This is a genomic window from Amycolatopsis sp. NBC_01488 (assembly GCF_036227105.1).
Taxonomy (GTDB): Bacteria; Actinomycetota; Actinomycetes; order Mycobacteriales; family Pseudonocardiaceae; genus Amycolatopsis.
This window is the reverse complement of record NZ_CP109434.1, coordinates 5,522,355-5,535,896: the sequence shown is the minus strand read 5'-3', so window position 1 is coordinate 5,535,896 and position 13,542 is coordinate 5,522,355. Positions and strand designations below refer to the sequence as shown.

Annotated in this window: 17 protein-coding genes; 10 read left to right on the top strand and 7 right to left on the bottom strand. The window is 73.6% G+C overall.

The genetic code is table 11. From position 1 onward, the window contains the following. Positions 1 to 7: 7 nt before the first annotated feature. Complete coding sequence (locus tag OG738_RS26505) at positions 8 to 427, top strand: SRPBCC family protein (protein WP_329044902.1); 420 nt, start codon at positions 8 to 10, stop codon at positions 425 to 427. 171 nt (positions 428 to 598) lie between these two features. On the opposite strand, the gene OG738_RS26500 is transcribed toward OG738_RS26505, so the two are convergent. The 6 genes from OG738_RS26500 to OG738_RS26475 all read right to left on the bottom strand — a co-directional run bounded on the left by OG738_RS26500 (position 599) and on the right by OG738_RS26475 (position 6,296). Further along, on the bottom strand, positions 599 to 2,059 hold the full coding sequence (locus OG738_RS26500) for a PP2C family protein-serine/threonine phosphatase (protein ID WP_329044901.1): 1,461 nt from the start codon (positions 2,057 to 2,059) through the stop codon (positions 599 to 601). A 1-nt stretch (position 2,060) separates the two neighbouring features. Beyond that, positions 2,061 to 2,786 carry a GAF and ANTAR domain-containing protein gene (locus OG738_RS26495; protein ID WP_329044900.1) on the bottom strand — a complete coding sequence of 242 codons (726 nt, stop codon included), beginning with the start codon at positions 2,784 to 2,786 and terminating at the stop codon, positions 2,061 to 2,063. A 627-nt stretch (positions 2,787 to 3,413) separates the two neighbouring features. Further along, positions 3,414 to 4,436 carry an FUSC family protein gene (locus OG738_RS26490; protein ID WP_329044899.1) on the bottom strand — a complete coding sequence of 341 codons (1,023 nt, stop codon included), beginning with the start codon at positions 4,434 to 4,436 and terminating at the stop codon, positions 3,414 to 3,416. Positions 4,437 to 4,572: 136 nt separating this feature from the next. Beyond that, on the bottom strand, positions 4,573 to 5,040 hold the full coding sequence (locus tag OG738_RS26485; RefSeq protein ID WP_329044898.1) for a DUF4383 domain-containing protein: 468 nt from the start codon (positions 5,038 to 5,040) through the stop codon (positions 4,573 to 4,575). A 24-nt stretch (positions 5,041 to 5,064) separates the two neighbouring features. After that, positions 5,065 to 5,856, bottom strand: a complete 792-nt coding sequence (locus tag OG738_RS26480) for a zinc-binding dehydrogenase (RefSeq protein ID WP_329044897.1) — start codon at positions 5,854 to 5,856, stop codon at positions 5,065 to 5,067. After that, positions 5,853 to 6,296 carry a hypothetical protein gene (locus OG738_RS26475; protein WP_329044896.1) on the bottom strand — a complete coding sequence of 148 codons (444 nt, stop codon included), beginning with the start codon at positions 6,294 to 6,296 and terminating at the stop codon, positions 5,853 to 5,855. Before OG738_RS26475 ends, OG738_RS26480 begins: the two co-directional genes overlap by 4 nt. Before the next feature lie 141 nt (positions 6,297 to 6,437). On the opposite strand from OG738_RS26475, the gene OG738_RS26470 reads away from it, so the two are divergent. Continuing rightward, positions 6,438 to 6,770 (top strand): hypothetical protein, encoded by a 333-nt coding sequence (locus OG738_RS26470; RefSeq protein ID WP_329044895.1) that lies wholly within the window; start codon positions 6,438 to 6,440, stop codon positions 6,768 to 6,770. Between the two features lie 107 nt (positions 6,771 to 6,877). Here OG738_RS26470 and OG738_RS26465 read toward each other — a convergent pair whose 3' ends face one another. Next, positions 6,878 to 7,870, bottom strand: coding sequence for a DUF5914 domain-containing protein (locus OG738_RS26465; RefSeq protein WP_329044894.1), 993 nt, complete (start codon positions 7,868 to 7,870; stop codon positions 6,878 to 6,880). Between the two features lie 146 nt (positions 7,871 to 8,016). Between OG738_RS26465 and OG738_RS26460 the strand changes: the two genes are divergently transcribed. The 8 genes from OG738_RS26460 (at position 8,017) to OG738_RS26425 (ending at position 13,382) form a co-directional block, all read left to right on the top strand. Next, positions 8,017 to 8,508, top strand: coding sequence for a hypothetical protein (locus OG738_RS26460; protein WP_329056844.1), 492 nt, complete (start codon positions 8,017 to 8,019; stop codon positions 8,506 to 8,508). Continuing rightward, positions 8,505 to 8,666: a hypothetical protein gene (locus tag OG738_RS26455; RefSeq protein ID WP_329044893.1), complete on the top strand. Its 162-nt coding sequence runs from the start codon at positions 8,505 to 8,507 to the stop codon at positions 8,664 to 8,666. The genes OG738_RS26460 and OG738_RS26455 overlap by 4 nt, the downstream gene beginning before the upstream one ends. Further along, complete coding sequence (locus OG738_RS26450; protein ID WP_329044892.1) at positions 8,663 to 9,610, top strand: phytoene/squalene synthase family protein; 948 nt, start codon at positions 8,663 to 8,665, stop codon at positions 9,608 to 9,610. The genes OG738_RS26455 and OG738_RS26450 overlap by 4 nt, the downstream gene beginning before the upstream one ends. Before the next feature lies 1 nt (position 9,611). After that, the gene (locus OG738_RS26445; protein ID WP_329044890.1) at positions 9,612 to 9,956 is read left to right on the top strand and encodes a lycopene cyclase domain-containing protein; all 345 of its coding nucleotides are present in this window, start codon (positions 9,612 to 9,614) and stop codon (positions 9,954 to 9,956) included. Further along, complete coding sequence (locus OG738_RS26440) at positions 9,953 to 10,273, top strand: lycopene cyclase domain-containing protein (protein WP_329044888.1); 321 nt, start codon at positions 9,953 to 9,955, stop codon at positions 10,271 to 10,273. Before OG738_RS26445 ends, OG738_RS26440 begins: the two co-directional genes overlap by 4 nt. Continuing rightward, positions 10,270 to 10,977 (top strand): class I SAM-dependent methyltransferase, encoded by a 708-nt coding sequence (locus OG738_RS26435; RefSeq protein WP_329044887.1) that lies wholly within the window; start codon positions 10,270 to 10,272, stop codon positions 10,975 to 10,977. Before OG738_RS26440 ends, OG738_RS26435 begins: the two co-directional genes overlap by 4 nt. Continuing rightward, positions 10,974 to 12,494 carry an FAD-dependent oxidoreductase gene (locus tag OG738_RS26430; protein WP_329044885.1) on the top strand — a complete coding sequence of 507 codons (1,521 nt, stop codon included), beginning with the start codon at positions 10,974 to 10,976 and terminating at the stop codon, positions 12,492 to 12,494. Before OG738_RS26435 ends, OG738_RS26430 begins: the two co-directional genes overlap by 4 nt. Before the next feature lie 198 nt (positions 12,495 to 12,692). Next, the gene (locus OG738_RS26425) at positions 12,693 to 13,382 is read left to right on the top strand and encodes a glycoside hydrolase family 75 protein (RefSeq protein ID WP_329044884.1); all 690 of its coding nucleotides are present in this window, start codon (positions 12,693 to 12,695) and stop codon (positions 13,380 to 13,382) included. Positions 13,383 to 13,542: the final 160 nt, after the last annotated feature.

Sequence of the window (13,542 nt, the reverse complement as noted above, 5' to 3'; positions counted from 1 at the left end):
CGGGGACATGGCCGAATTCGAATGCGAACGACGGATCTCCGCCGCCGCCGACGCGGTGTTCACCACGGCCGCCGATCGATCCACACTGGACCGGTGGCTGCCCGGGACCGTGTCCGTGCACCCGGCCGAGCCGCCGGGGGTCGACGTCGACGTGTCCGGTCCGAGCGGGCACCGGCAGGAGCCGGGGCTGCTGCGGGAGAGCCGCGAGCAGCGGCGGCTCGAGTGGGGACGGCGGGGCAGCCCGGACTACAGCGGCTGGCTCCAGGTCTCCGCGGCCGAAGGCGGCATCAGCTACGCGACGATCCACCTGTCGTTCCTCGGCAACGACCCTCGCAACCACGGCGGCGAGCCGGCGGCGGACGTCGGCCGGCAGCTGCGCCGATCCCTCGACCGGCTGGCCGATTTGGTCGAAAGCCGGGCGGGCTGACCGCCCGGCGAGCGCCGCAGCCACGGCACCATTCTCGGCTCGGCCTCCGGCCTCCGGCGGCACCGAGCCGCGTGCCAGCGACGGGGCCGCTGACGGTCACCGTCGCCGTCACCCTCGGCGTGCTCTCGGGCGATCAGTGGGCGACGGGTCTTGTTCCGCCCGCTGCGTCGGCTACGGCACCGTGCCGTCCGGCCCGGTCCACCGCGCGAGCAGCACCGTGGCGTCGTCCTGGAACCGGCCGTCCTGGTGGGCCGCCACCGCCTGGATGAGCCGGCGGACCGTCTCCGGCGGCGGGTAGCCGGCCGCGGCTTCGCGTTCGAGGAAGTCCGCGAGCCGCGCTTCGCCGAAGAACTCACCCGCGCGGTCGCGTGCCTCGGTGATGCCGTCGGTGTGCAGCACCAGCCAGTCCTCCGGTTGCAGGCGCTCTTCGCCGAGGACGAACTCGTGGCCGGGCCCGAGCCCGAGCGGCAGCCGGCGGCCGCCGGTGAGGGGCTTGACCACCCGGCCGTCGCGCATGATCCGCGGCGGCGGGTGCCCCGCGTTGACGTAGCGCAGCCGCCCTCCCGGCAGGTCGACCTCGGCCAGGATCGCGGTGGCGAAGCCGGTGTCCCCGAAGGTGCCGCTGATGGCTTCGTCGATGTACCGCGCCTGTTCGTAGAGCCCGCGGCCGGTGTGGCGGGCCGCCCGGTAGGCGGCGACGGCGGTGGCGGCAATCAGCCCGCTGCGCAGGTCGTGCCCGACGGCGTCGAGGATCAGCAGCCGCGCGGTGTCCTCCGCCAGTGAGTAGTCGAAGGTGTCCCCGGCGATCGCGTGGCGCGGCTCGACGGCGCCGCTGACGACGAAGCCGTCGATCCCGGCGGTCAGCGGCGGGAGGAGCGACCAGATGAGCTCGCCGGCGACGGTGCGGACCCGCCGGTGCCGGGTGACGTCGAGACCGTCGCCGTACTTCGTCATCTGCACCACCAAGTGCCCGATCAGCAGGGCCGCCCAGCGGCACTGCGTGCGCAGCCCGGGGTCGTAGAGGTCGGCGCTGGCGACCAGGTCGGCGCGCAGGACACCCAGTCGTTCGGCCCCGTCGAGCAGGGGCACCCACAACCGCGGCGGGACGGTTTCGGCGGGCAGGATCTCGAGCCGCCGGAACGCCCGCCCGGCCAGTGTCGTGTCCACCTCGAGGTCGGGGCTCCCCGGCTCGGTACCCGGGGGCGGCACGGGCCGCAGGTAGCGTTGCCCGTAGTCGGCGAGGTAGACCGTCAGCCCGACGCCCAGTACTTCACCGGCGGCCGCGGCCAGCTTCGGCAGCCGCTCCGGCGGGGCGAGTTCGGCACCTTCGAGCAGGGTCGTCAACGCGGTCAGCGCGGCGCCCCGCGGCGCCGCTTCCCGAACCGTCCGCGTGTAAGGCGCCCGCCGGTGCCAGGTCAGCTCGTCCAGCCGTTCATTCACCGCGTGCGCCAGCACGTCGCGGTCGAAACCCGGCAGGTCCGACAACCCGTGCAAGTACGCTTCGACCTCCAGCAGCCCGAGGCTGCCGCCGAGCGAGAAGTACCGCAGCCACAGCTCTTCCGCACTCAGCTCGGCGCGGCCGAACGCCGACGCGAACGCACGCTGCTGGTGCTGGGCGTCGCTTCCGGTCATGTCAGCGCCGCCGCCGCAGCGTGGTGCGCACGAGGTCTTCCGCCGCGTCGCGAAGGGAATGGCGCCGTTCCCGGGCCAAGTCGGCCAGCTGGAGGAACGCGGTCTGCTCGTCGACGTGACCGCGGCTCATCAGGACGCCCTTGGCGATGTTGACGACGTCCCGCCCGCGCAGCGAGTCCCGCAGCCGCGCGCTGACCCGGCGCGCATCGGCGTGGGACTTCGCGTTCGCCACCAGCATCGCGGCCTGCGCCGCGAACAAGGCCAGCAGCGACTCCTCCCGTTCCCGGTAGGCACCCGGCCGCGTCGCGTAGACCTTGAGCGCCCCCAGCGCGGTGTCGCCGGCGACCACGGGAACGCTCAGCGAAGCGCGCAGCCCCAGCTCGCGCGCCGCCCGGCGGGCCCAGTCAGGCCACCGCGGATCGCGCGCCAGATCGTCGACCCGCACGACGGTCCGGTCCGCCCACGCCGTCAGGCACGGACCGGCCCGCAGTTCGTACTGGAGACGGTCCGCCCGCTCGACGACTTCGCCGGTGGCGGCCGTCGTGATCTGCGTCCCGTCCTCGTCGAGCAGGCTCATCCCGGCGCCCGCGGTGTCCGGGAAGATCTCTTGCGCCAGCGTGGTGCCCGCGCGCAGCGCCGAGCCCGCCGTGTCCGTCGTCAGCAGGAGCCCGGACATCCGGGCGAACACCGCCGCGAGCTCCTCCGAGGGCGGCAGTTCCTGGTCCATGCGACGTCACTTCCCCGGACCGGTGAGCGGCTGAAGACACCGACGGCTTACCCACCACGAGCGCGGTTAACCCGATGGTGCACGCGCGCAGTCGGCTTCACGTGACCCGAGCCAGCGGGCAAGCAGCCGTGGCAGCAATTCCGGCCACGCCGGCGCTTTCATCGACGTCGCGGCACACCGGCACCACGCGCTCGAGGCGGCGCCCGGCTCGTTTCACCGGAGGCCACCGGGGAACCACCTGTCCATGCACCCGAGGTTGTGGCGCCTGGTCGTCTCCGTGTCACTCCGGCTGTTCTGCGGGGCGACGATGTCGTTGACAGCGCACGCCTCGGCCGTGCTCTGGCTCGCCGCCATCGCCATCGCCGCCCTGGTCCCGGCGCCTGGCCGCCGTCGCAGCCCAGCGCGTCACGGATGGCAGCACGCCAGCGGACGGGCAGGCCGCTCATGACTTGGTGCCGGGCTCCTTGGTGCGGGAAGCGAACTCGCTGGGCCTGTCAGGTGTCTCCGTCGCTTATCCGGGACGTCGCTCGCGAATTCGGTGGTTCTCAGGCCGCCGAAGCCACCGACAACGCAGACCGGCGGCGGGGCCCGCGCCGGCGTCATCGCGGACCGATCGCCGCCAGGAGGTCACGCGCGCACGCCCGGGCCGCGTAGACGGCGGGGCCGCGGTAGCCCGGTCCCGCGTGCCGGGCGGGGTCGAGGAGCCGCTCGGCCCCGCGTGGCGGCCGCGACCGCCTCGTCCGCATCGCCGTCTCCGGCCAGCGCGGCGCACGCCCGGGCCAGCTCGGCGACTGCTTCGCCCAAGGCGTGAGGCAGGTCCTCGCCGACGTCGACAGCGGCACCGCTGACGCGGACCAGGCTGAGCACCGCGTTGGCCAGCAACGTCAGGTGCCTGCTGCGGGCGATGGCCGCATCGACGCTTGCCCGCGACCGCCACCGGCGCGGCGCGATCACCACCACCTGCCGCGCCGTTCCGCGCGCCTGGGCCAGCGCGGCCAGCCGCGAGTGGATGCGCTGCCCGGCAGCCAGTTCCCGGTCCGCGTCGCCGGCCGCCGGCGGGCCGGCCGGCCGCAGCCCGCTCAGCGCGTCCCGCAGTTCGGCGAACAGACCGCGCGCGGCGTCGTCGAGCAGGCGGTGCGGGTCCGCCGGGACCAACAGGACGCCGATCACCACCACGACGCCGCCCCCGACCAGGGCGTCCACCAGCCGTTCGGTGCCGGAGCCGGGCCGGTGCAGCGCGAGGATCAGGATCGCCGACGCGGCGGTCTGGTTGACGAACATCAGGCCCTGGCCGAACGGGCCACCGCCGAGGGCCAGCGCACCGTACACCGCCAAGAGCGCCGCGAGCCCGAACGCCGGTGCTGCGGTGCCCGCGATCGCCTCGACGAGCGTGCCGACCACGATCCCCAGCGCCACCCCGCTCATCAGCTGCACCGCACGCTGTCCGCGCAGCACGTCACTGGCCGACAACGAGACCGCGGCCGCGATCGGCGCGAAGAACGGCTGCGGGTGCCCAAGCAGGTCGTGCGCGATGAACCAGGACACGCTCACCGCGACCGCGGTCTGCACGACCGCCCACCGGGCCCGCCGGAACCGGCCGACGGCCGCGCGCGCGGTCGCACGCAGCCGGCCCTCCCACCGCGGATTCATCGGCGACGGGTACCCGCCTGCGGCGGCGGCCAAGCCCGGCGCGGCCACTCCGCAGTGGACAGTGCGCACAGCGGGACGCCGGCGGGCCATGGTGAGCGACCGCCGGCGTCCCCGGTGTCCACGCGCAGCGTGGTGGCTAGCCGAGACCCGGGCCGCGGGCGGCGCGCGAGGTCGCGCCCGCGCGGGCGGTGAGCAGGCCGAGGGCGATCATGCCGACGCCCAGGCCGAGGTGCAGCCAGTTGTCCGCCGTGTTGACCGGCACGAAGTTGGCGTCACTGCCGTGGTCGATCAGCAGCCCGTACAGCCACAGGACCAGGTACACGACGCCGCCGGCGAGGAGGTACAGCCGCGCGCCGCGAGCGGTGCGCGCGGCGCCCAGGCCGACGATCCCGAACAGCAGGTGCACGATGTTGTGCAGCACCGAAACCATGAACACGCCCAGCAGCATGGCCATCGAGCCGTGGCCGGCGAAGCTGAGCTGGTCGTAGTGGGTCGTGACGCCCGGGACGAACCCGAGCACACCGACCAGCAGGAACACGACCGAGACGACCGCGGCGGCGACCTGCACCGGGGTCCGGGTGCGGGCAGGACTGGTTGTCGACATGAGTTTTCCTTTCGTTGAACGGGTTCAGGGGTGCAGGACGGCGCGCAGGCAGTCGTCCTTCTTGTGCTTGAACAGGTCGTAGGCGCGCGGACCGTCGGCCAGCGGCAGGCGGTGCGTGGCCAGGTGGGCGGTGGGCAGCTCGCCGCGGGCCATCCGGTCGAGCAGCATCGGGACGTAGCGCTGCCCGTGCTGCTGCGAACCACGCACGGTCAGCCCTTTGTTGATCACCGCGCCGAGCGGGAACTTGTCCACGACGCCGGCGAACACGCCGAGGACGAACACCGTCCCGCCCTTGCGGCACGCGTAGATCGCTTCCCGGACGGCGTCGGGCCGGTCGGTCTCCAGCCGCAACTGCTGCTTGACCTGGTCGTACAAGTGGTGCGCACCGGCGCTGTGGGCTTCCATGCCGACGGCCTCGATGCAGACGTCCGGGCCGCGGCCGCCGGTGCGTTCGCGCAGCTCGGCGCCGACGTCGGTGCTGGAGTAGTCGATCGTCTCGGAGCCGATGTGCTGCTCGGTCATCCGCAGCCGGTAGCCGTAGCGGTCGATCGAGAACACCCGCTCGGCGCCGAGCAGCATCGCCGCCTTCGCCGCCATCTGGCCGACCGCACCGCAGCCCCAGACCGCCACGGTGTCACCCGGCTGGACACCACCGAGGTCGGCGCCCATCCAACCCGTGGGCACCGAGTCCGAGGCGAACAGCGCGGTGTCGTCGTCCATGCCTTCGGGGATCGGGAAGGCACCGTGGTCGGCGAACGGGACGCGCACGTCGTCGACGGAGAGTTCGTTGACTCCTTGCCAGCACAGTGCTTTCACAGCCGTCCCTCCCCGCCCGCGCGCCGGGTGGCCAGGCGGACCAGCGCGCCGCCCGGCGTCGGCTGCCCGGTCGTCGGCGCGTCCGGGCGGAGCACCTCACCCGTTTCCAGCAGCGACTTGACGTCCCGCAGCGCGCTGCGCACCGGTTGCCGCGGGTCGCGCCCGGCGAGCCGCTCGGCGACACCGCCCGGGCCCGGGTCCCGGCGCCGGGCCGCCAGCTCCGTCCCGCGTCCGCCGGGTGCCGGACGCACGCGCGTCTCGGCCTCCTCGGCGAGCGCGGCGAAGGCGTCCCGCAGCCGCGGGTCGTTCTCGACTTCTTCGGTTGGCAGGTTGACCGTGACGCCGAGCCAGCGGTTCGGCCGGTCAGCGGACTTCCGCCGCGCGGCGGCCGCGCCCGCCGCGATCCCCGCGACGGCGAGTGCTCCCATCGGCCACTTCATGCCGGGTTCCTCGATTCCTTGGGGGCCAGGGTCGAGGCTGGCTTTCCCGCTTTGCCCCGGAACACACATCGATCGGGTCGGCTGGGGAGCGTTTGACCCCTGCGGCACCGGGTAGGCCACCGACGACGATCGGAGACCGGCATGCCCGACCACGACCTTCCGCTGCCCGACTACGACCAGCTGCCGCTGGGGGAGCTGCGCCACCGCATCCGTTCCCTCGACGAAGCCGGCCTGCGCGCCCTCGTCGACCACGAACGCGCGCACGGCGACCGGGTCCCCGTCCGGCAGCTCCTCGAAGCCCGGCTCGCCGAGCTGCGCGACGGCGCCGAACCCGCCCCCGGCGATCCGCGGCAGGCACCACCCGTGTCCGGCACTCCGGGCGGCTCACCGGTGAGCGAGGCGACCGCGGCACCCGGAAGCACGCCGCTGCGGCACGGCGTCGCCGGGCAGACACCCCAGCGCGGCCGGCCCTGACCCGGCGCGAGCTTGCCGATCTCGCCGAGCTGATGGTCTGCGGCTCCCTCTCGACGACGGTGAGAGGAGCGGAAGATGCCAAGATTCACCGCGAAGCGCGGCAGTGCTCACCGTGATCGCAGGGCGTAGCGGCGCTCGGCGTACGCGAGGTCGTCGCGCCACAAGCGGGTTGCCGTGTGGCGCATCAACGGGCGGATGGCCGGGGACAGCTTGGCGGCCACCGCGAAGCCTCTGCGTTGCGACGCTGCGATCGTCGCCTCGATCACCGCGGTGCGGGGTTGGCCGTCCGGGCCGTCGCCCAGCGGGGTCGCGTGGGTCTCGACCACGCTTCCTGCTCCCTCGCCCTCGACGATGCGCATCACCACCGTCCGCGGCTCGGGGCAGGTGAACTCCGCGAGCACCGGCACACCGAAGCGGCCCGCCAGCCGGAACGTCACCTCGACGAGGAACCGGTCGTCCTCGTCCGGGGTCTCCAGGACCCGCAGGCGGGTGAACGAGTAAGGGTGGAACCAGGCGCCGTGCCATGGGTCGAGGCGGTTGGCCACGACGTCCCGGGGTTCGCACGTTCCCGTCACCGTGGCGACGGCGTCGATGCGGACCGGCCCTTCCGGGCGCGCCGGCACCACGGGCCGGTCCGTGGGCGGCTCGCCGCCGAGCCGGTCGAGGCGCGCCCACACCAGGACGCCGTCGTCGTGGGCCGGGACCGGGACCCACGTCCCGCAGCGGGCGCCGTCGAGCCGCAGCCCGTGCCACCGGCACACCAGCGCGCCGCCGTCGAGGCGGGCGTCCGCGAGGGGCGCGCCGAGGTGCGGGCAGGCGCCGGGGCCGACCCGGACCTCGCCGTCGCGGCCGCGCCACGCGACCAGCTCCTGCCCGCCGACGGTCACGCCGAACGGGCGGCCGGCCCGGACTTCGCGGCTCGCGGCGAGCACGAACCAGTTGCCCGACGGCCGCACCGACGCACGCTTGCCCGCGGCTTCGATCACCGCGGGCGCGCAGTCCCGGTAGGCCGGTTCCTGGTTCGCCCACGCAGGTTCGCGGAAGGGCTGGACGGGCCAGCGCCGCGGCCATCGCCCGGCGATCCGCTGGGTGACGCTCACGAACCACGCTCCTGAGCCGGGGATTGAGTCCGGGATCGAGTCCGGGCTACCCCGGCCACGCCGAGGCAAACTCCGCGCCCGGTCGTTTATCCGGTGGTCGCCCGGGTATCGGCTCGGCAACGGCGGAAGGAGCCCGGGTGACGACGATGCCCGCGGTCGGCTCGGTGGCGTGGCTCGACGGCGTCCGCCGCCGGTGCGAGACCGAGGTGAGCACGCTCGTGAGCGAGCGGGTCCGAGAGCACTTCACCGGCCACGCCGCGGACACCCCGGCCGCCGCGGCACTGCCGGATTTCGTCACCGGCGGCAAGTTCCTGCGCCCGTTGTTCGCCTACGCCGGCTGGCGGTGCGGCGGCCCGGAAAGCGCGGCGTCCAGCGTGGTCGTCCTCACCGCGGAACTCGCCGACCGGCGTCAGCGTGCCGAGCTCACCGCGCTGCTCGCCCTCGACGTCGTCGACGACGGGGCCGTCGGGCGCTGGCGGAGCGTGATCACGGCGACCGGCGCCCGTGACCAGCTGGAGAAGTTCATCGACGAGCGCGTCCACCGCGCCCTCGAAGTGCTCGATCTGACGTCGCTGCCGGTCCAGGCGTCCGGCGCGCTCGGCGTCCTCGCCGGCCGGTGCACCGAGCGGGTCCGATGAGGACGGTCGCCGGTCCCACCGGGCGGGTCGTGGCCGAACGCGACCCCGAACCCGGCGGACGGACGGGCCGCGGCGTGCCGACCATGCTGCTGTCCGGCCGGCCGGCGGCCGACCGGGTCACCGGGACAACCGTCCGCACCCTGGAGGGAGCGCGATGACCCGCCGCGAACTCGACGCCGCCGGCATCACGGGAACCGATTTGCGCGCCGCGTACCAGCGGTGCCGGGAGCTCAACGCGCGTCACGGCCGGACCTACTTCCTCGCCACGCGCATGCTGACCCCGGCGCAGCGCCCCGCGGTGCACGCGCTCTACGGCTTCGCCCGCCGCCTGGACGACCTCGTCGACGAACCCGAACCCGGTGCCACCCCGGAGTCCGTGGCCGAGGCGCTGCGCGACGCCGAACGGCGGTTCCTCGGCGACCTCGGCGCCGGGCACAGCGACGACCCGGTGCACGCGGCCGTGATCGACACGGTGATCCGGTACGCCATCCCCGAGCCGCACTTCCGCGCGTTCTTCGCTTCGATGCGGATGGACCTGACGGTGACCGGCTACCCGACCCGGGCCGCGCTCGACGAGTACGTCCACGGCTCGGCCGAGGTCATCGGCCTGCAGGTGCTGCCCGTGCTGGGCACCGTCGGGTCCCGCGCGGACGCGGCCCCCCGAGCCGCCGCGCTCGGCAAGGCGTTCCAGCTGACGAACTTCCTGCGCGACGTCGCCGAAGACCTCGGCCGGGGCCGGGTGTACCTGCCCGCGGACGAGCTGGCCGCGTTCGGCGTCGACCGCGACCGGCTCGAGTGGTGTGCCCGCGGCCGGCGGATCGACCGGCCGGTGCGGGCGGCGCTGACCGACCAGGTGGCCCGGACCCGGCGGGTCTACGCCGAGGCGGAGCCGGGGATCGGCCTGCTGCACCCGGTGTCGCGGCCGTGCGTGGCGACCGCGTTCCGGCTCTACGGCGGCATCCTCGACCGCGTCGAAGCCGTCGGCTGCAACGTCTTCGCCGGCCGGGCGCGCGTCCCCCGGCACCGGCGGCTCACCGCGGCGTGCGACGCGCTGGTCCGCGCCCAGTGGGCCCGGCGCCGGCACCCGGTGGCGGTGGCGTGAGGTGGGCCGCGTGGAGTACCTGCTCGTCCTCGTCGCGTGCGTGGTGGTGACCCTGCCGCTGGAGCTGGCCGGCGCCCGCGTCTACCGCCGGGCGCGGTCGCTGGCCCGCGCGGTGCTGCCGGTGGCGGCGGTGTTCCTGGTCTGGGACGCGCTCGCGATCGCCGCCGGCGTCTGGGACTTCGACCCGGCGTTCGTCACCGGCCTGCGTGTGCCGTTCGGGGTGCCGCTCGAGGAGGTCCTGTTCTTCGTCGTCGTGCCGGTGTGCGGGGTGCTGACCTACGAAGCCGTGCAGCTGACCGGGAAGCTGCTGCGGCGGTCGTCCCCGCGGCAGCGGGTGCGCCGATGATTCCCTGGGGCTACACGGTTCCCGCGGTCGCGGCCGTGCTCGCGGTGGTCGCGGCCGAGGTGGTCGTGCTGCGCACCGGGCTGCTGCGGCGGCCGGCCTACTGGGTCACGATGGCGATCGTCGCCGCGTTCCAGATCCCGGTCGACGGGTGGCTGACGAAGTCGTCCGCCCCGATCGTCCGGTACTCCCCCGCGCAGATCACCGGCTGGCGGTTCCCCTGGGACATCCCGGTGGAGGACTTCCTGTTCGGCTACGCCCTCGTCACCGCCGTCCTCCTGCTGTGGGAACGCGGCAAGTCCCGAAAGGACAGTGGATGAGCCCGCTGCCGCCCGACGGCCTCGCCCGCGCCGACGTCCCCGCCGCGTTCGACTCCGGCGCCGCCGCCTACGACCGGCTCGTCGGGGTCAACCCGGGCTACCACCGCCACCTGCGCATCTCCGCGAAGCGGCTCGGCCTGCCCGTGCGGCCGCGGATCCTCGACGCCGGCTGCGGCACGGGCGCGTCCACCGCCGCGCTGCTCGCCGTCGCCCCCGGCGCGCGGATCACCGCGATCGACGCGTCCGCCGAGATGCTCGCCCGGGCGCGCGCGAAACCCTGGCCGGACACCGTGGAGTTCGTCCACACCCCGGTCGAAGAACTGTCTCATGTGGACGGAACGTTCGACGCGGTCTTCGCCGCGTACTTGCTGCGCAACCTCGCCGACCCGGACGCGCAGCTGAAGCGGTTGCACGGCCTGCTGCGCCCGGGCGGCCGGATCGCGGTGCACGAGTACTCCGTCCGGGACTCCCGGCGCGCGCGGTGGGCGTGGAACGCCGTGTGCGGCGCGATCGTCATCCCGGCGGGCCGGCTCACCACCGGCGACGCCACGCTGTACCGGCACCTGCGCCGCAGCGTCCTCGCCTTCGACGGCGTCGCGGAGCTGGGCGACCGCTTGACCCGCGCCGGCTTCCACGACGTCCGCACCGGCACCATGCCCGGCTGGCAACGCGGCATCGCGCACACCTTCCTGGGCACCGCGTGATCCCCGGCCGCGACCGCCGGCTCGAAACCCACCCGGCGCCCGGTGGCCTCCCCGACGCGGGCCGGCTCGGCCGCCGGCCCCGGACCGCCGTCGTCGGCGGCGGGATCGCCGGCCTCACCGCGGCGACGGGGCTGGCCGAACGCGGCGTCGACGTCACGGTGTTCGAACGCGAAGCCCACCTGGGCGGCCGGGCGGGTGGCTGGCCGGAGCGGCTCCCGGACGGCACCCCGGTCACGATGAGCCGCGGTTTCCACGCCTTCTTCCGCCAGTACTACAACCTGCGGGCGCTGCTGACCCGCACCGATCCCGGGCTCGAGCGGCTCACCGCGGTGCCGGACTACCCGCTCGTCGACGCGCTGGGCCGCACCGACACCTTCGCCGGGCTGCCGCAGGCCCCGCCGTTCAACGCGCTCGCGTTCGCCTTGCGCAGTCCGACGTTCACCCCGCGCGACCTGCTGCGCCTCAACGGCCGCCGCGCGCTGCCGCTGGCCACCGTCAGCGTCCCGCGCGTCTACCGCCAGCTGGACCACCTGGACGCCGGTTCGTTCCTCGCCGCGATCAACTTCCCCGCGGCGGCCCGCCACCTCGCGTTCGAAGTGTTCTCCCGCAGCTTCTTCGCCGATCCGGCCGAGCTGTCGGCCGCCGAACTCGCCACGATGTTCCACTTGTACTTCCTCGGCTCCGCCGAAGGGCTGCTCTTCGACGTCCCCACCGAGCCGTTCCCGCAGGCGCTGTGGAACCCGCTCGCCGACTACCTCGCCGGCCTGCGGGCCGACGTCCGCACCGGCACCGGCGTCACCGAGATCCGGCGTGCCGCCGACAGGTTCCAGGTCGGCGGCGAGGCGTTCGACGCCGTCGTGCTCGCTTGCGACGTGCCCGGCCTGCGCCGGGTCGTGGCCGCGTCACCGGACCTCGGCTCACCGGAGTGGCGGAGCGAGGTCGCCGACCTGCGGACCGCGCCGCCGTTCGTCGTCCGGCGCCTCTGGCTCGACCGTCCCGTCGATCCCGCGCGGCCCGCGTTCCTCGGCACCGGGAACCTGCCACCGCTGGACAACATCAGCGTCCTGAACCGCTACGAGGGCGAGGCGCGCCGGTGGGTCGCGCGCACCGGCGGATCCGTCGTCGAACTGCACGCGTACGTCTCCGACAATGCCTCAGAGGCGCTGGAAGGCCGCCTGCACCAGCTGTATCCGGAGACGGCCGACGCGCGCGTGCTGCACGAAAGCACGCTGGTGCGCCAGGACTGCCCGCTGTTCCCCGTCGGCGGGTTCGCCCGCCGCCCGACGGTCGGCACCCCCGACCCCGCGCTGGTCCTGGCGGGGGACGCGATCCGCGTCGACCTGCCGGTGGCGCTGATGGAACGCGCGGCCACCACCGGCTGGGTCGCGGCGAACACCCTGCTGACCCGGTGGGGTCTCGCCGGCCACCCCTTGCGTTCGGTCCCCAACCGCGGCCGCATCCCGCTGCTCGACCGCTTCGCGAACTCGGTCGCCTGCCCCGGAGACCGGGACATCTGATTAAAATTTTCGTAAAAGTGTTACGTGCTGGGCCCACAAGTGGTTCCCTGAGTTAGGAAGTGTTCCTAACGAAGTCCGGTGTCCCCCCGACCGACGGAAGGCCCCCGCATGTCATCCCGTACGCGCTTCGCTGTCGCAGCCGCTGCGGCTCTGGCGCTCGTCACGCCATTCGCTCTGAAGTCCGCCGACGCCGCCACGATGAACACCGATGCCCAGGCCGCCCCGTCGGCCGACAAGACGTACACGGCCGCTCAGGTGCTGGCCGGTGTCAAGAAGAACAGCACGACCGCGAACAAGGTCAACTCCAAGCCGCACATCAACACCATGACGCGGTCCCAGAACGTGAACGTCTACCAGGTGGCGACGGGCGTCTACGCCTACAGTTCCAGCCTGGCCGTCGACGACGACGGCAGCGACCCCGACCCCGATCCCGACCACCAGGGCCAGACGACTTTCCAGGACAGCAACGGCAAGCAGCTGGCCGCCCACCACGTGCCGTTCTACGTGCTGGGCGACGACTGCTACGACCGCAAGTCCCCCTGCCCGCACTTCTTCTACAAGGAACACAACATCAAGGGCCGTCAGTTCGCGCTGATGTTCTACAAGAGCAAGTGCATCGGCGCCATCTTCGGCGACACGCAGACCGGGAACAACCAGACGACCTCGAACAACGACTCCCGCGAACTGGGTGAGGCGTCGGTGAAGTCGGCCTCGCTGCTCGGCATTCCCAGCAGCGGCACCACCGGCGGCGTCGACAACGGCGTGACCGTGGTGATCTTCTCGGGCTCGTCCTGGGTCGTGAACGGCACCAACTCCACCCTGAACAGCAATGCCCAGGCTCTGGTCGACAAGGCGCTGAACAGCCTCGGCGCGAGCATGGGTCTCTAGTCCCGGCAAGGCAATCCCGGCCGGCCGCGATCACCGCCGACAGCGAACGAGGTGGTGGCGCCGGCCGGGATTGCGCCGGCGGCGCTGCCGGTGGTCACGTCCGCTTCGGCGGTCCGAAGAGGAGTGACCACCTCAGCCGGGCAGGTCGGGCACCGCTACC

What these genes read in the sequence shown, in the direction of transcription:
- OG738_RS26490 (WP_329044899.1), bottom strand. Translation starts at nt 4,436, where the DNA reads ATGAATCCGCGGTGGGAGGGCCGGCTGCGTGCGACCGCGCGCGCGGCC.
- OG738_RS26460 (WP_329056844.1), top strand. Translation starts at nt 8,017, where the DNA reads ATGCCCGCGGTCGGCTCGGTGGCGTGGCTCGACGGCGTCCGCCGCCGG.
- OG738_RS26440 (WP_329044888.1), top strand. Translation starts at nt 9,953, where the DNA reads ATGATTCCCTGGGGCTACACGGTTCCCGCGGTCGCGGCCGTGCTCGCG.
- OG738_RS26485 (WP_329044898.1), bottom strand. Translation starts at nt 5,040, where the DNA reads ATGTCGACAACCAGTCCTGCCCGCACCCGGACCCCGGTGCAGGTCGCC.
- OG738_RS26455 (WP_329044893.1), top strand. Translation starts at nt 8,505, where the DNA reads ATGAGGACGGTCGCCGGTCCCACCGGGCGGGTCGTGGCCGAACGCGAC.
- OG738_RS26435 (WP_329044887.1), top strand. Translation starts at nt 10,270, where the DNA reads ATGAGCCCGCTGCCGCCCGACGGCCTCGCCCGCGCCGACGTCCCCGCC.
- OG738_RS26500 (WP_329044901.1), bottom strand. Translation starts at nt 2,059, where the DNA reads ATGACCGGAAGCGACGCCCAGCACCAGCAGCGTGCGTTCGCGTCGGCG.
- OG738_RS26505 (WP_329044902.1), top strand. Translation starts at nt 8, where the DNA reads ATGGCCGAATTCGAATGCGAACGACGGATCTCCGCCGCCGCCGACGCG.
- OG738_RS26450 (WP_329044892.1), top strand. Translation starts at nt 8,663, where the DNA reads ATGACCCGCCGCGAACTCGACGCCGCCGGCATCACGGGAACCGATTTG.
- OG738_RS26470 (WP_329044895.1), top strand. Translation starts at nt 6,438, where the DNA reads ATGCCCGACCACGACCTTCCGCTGCCCGACTACGACCAGCTGCCGCTG.
- OG738_RS26475 (WP_329044896.1), bottom strand. Translation starts at nt 6,296, where the DNA reads ATGAAGTGGCCGATGGGAGCACTCGCCGTCGCGGGGATCGCGGCGGGC.
- OG738_RS26495 (WP_329044900.1), bottom strand. Translation starts at nt 2,786, where the DNA reads ATGGACCAGGAACTGCCGCCCTCGGAGGAGCTCGCGGCGGTGTTCGCC.
- OG738_RS26425 (WP_329044884.1), top strand. Translation starts at nt 12,693, where the DNA reads ATGAACACCGATGCCCAGGCCGCCCCGTCGGCCGACAAGACGTACACG.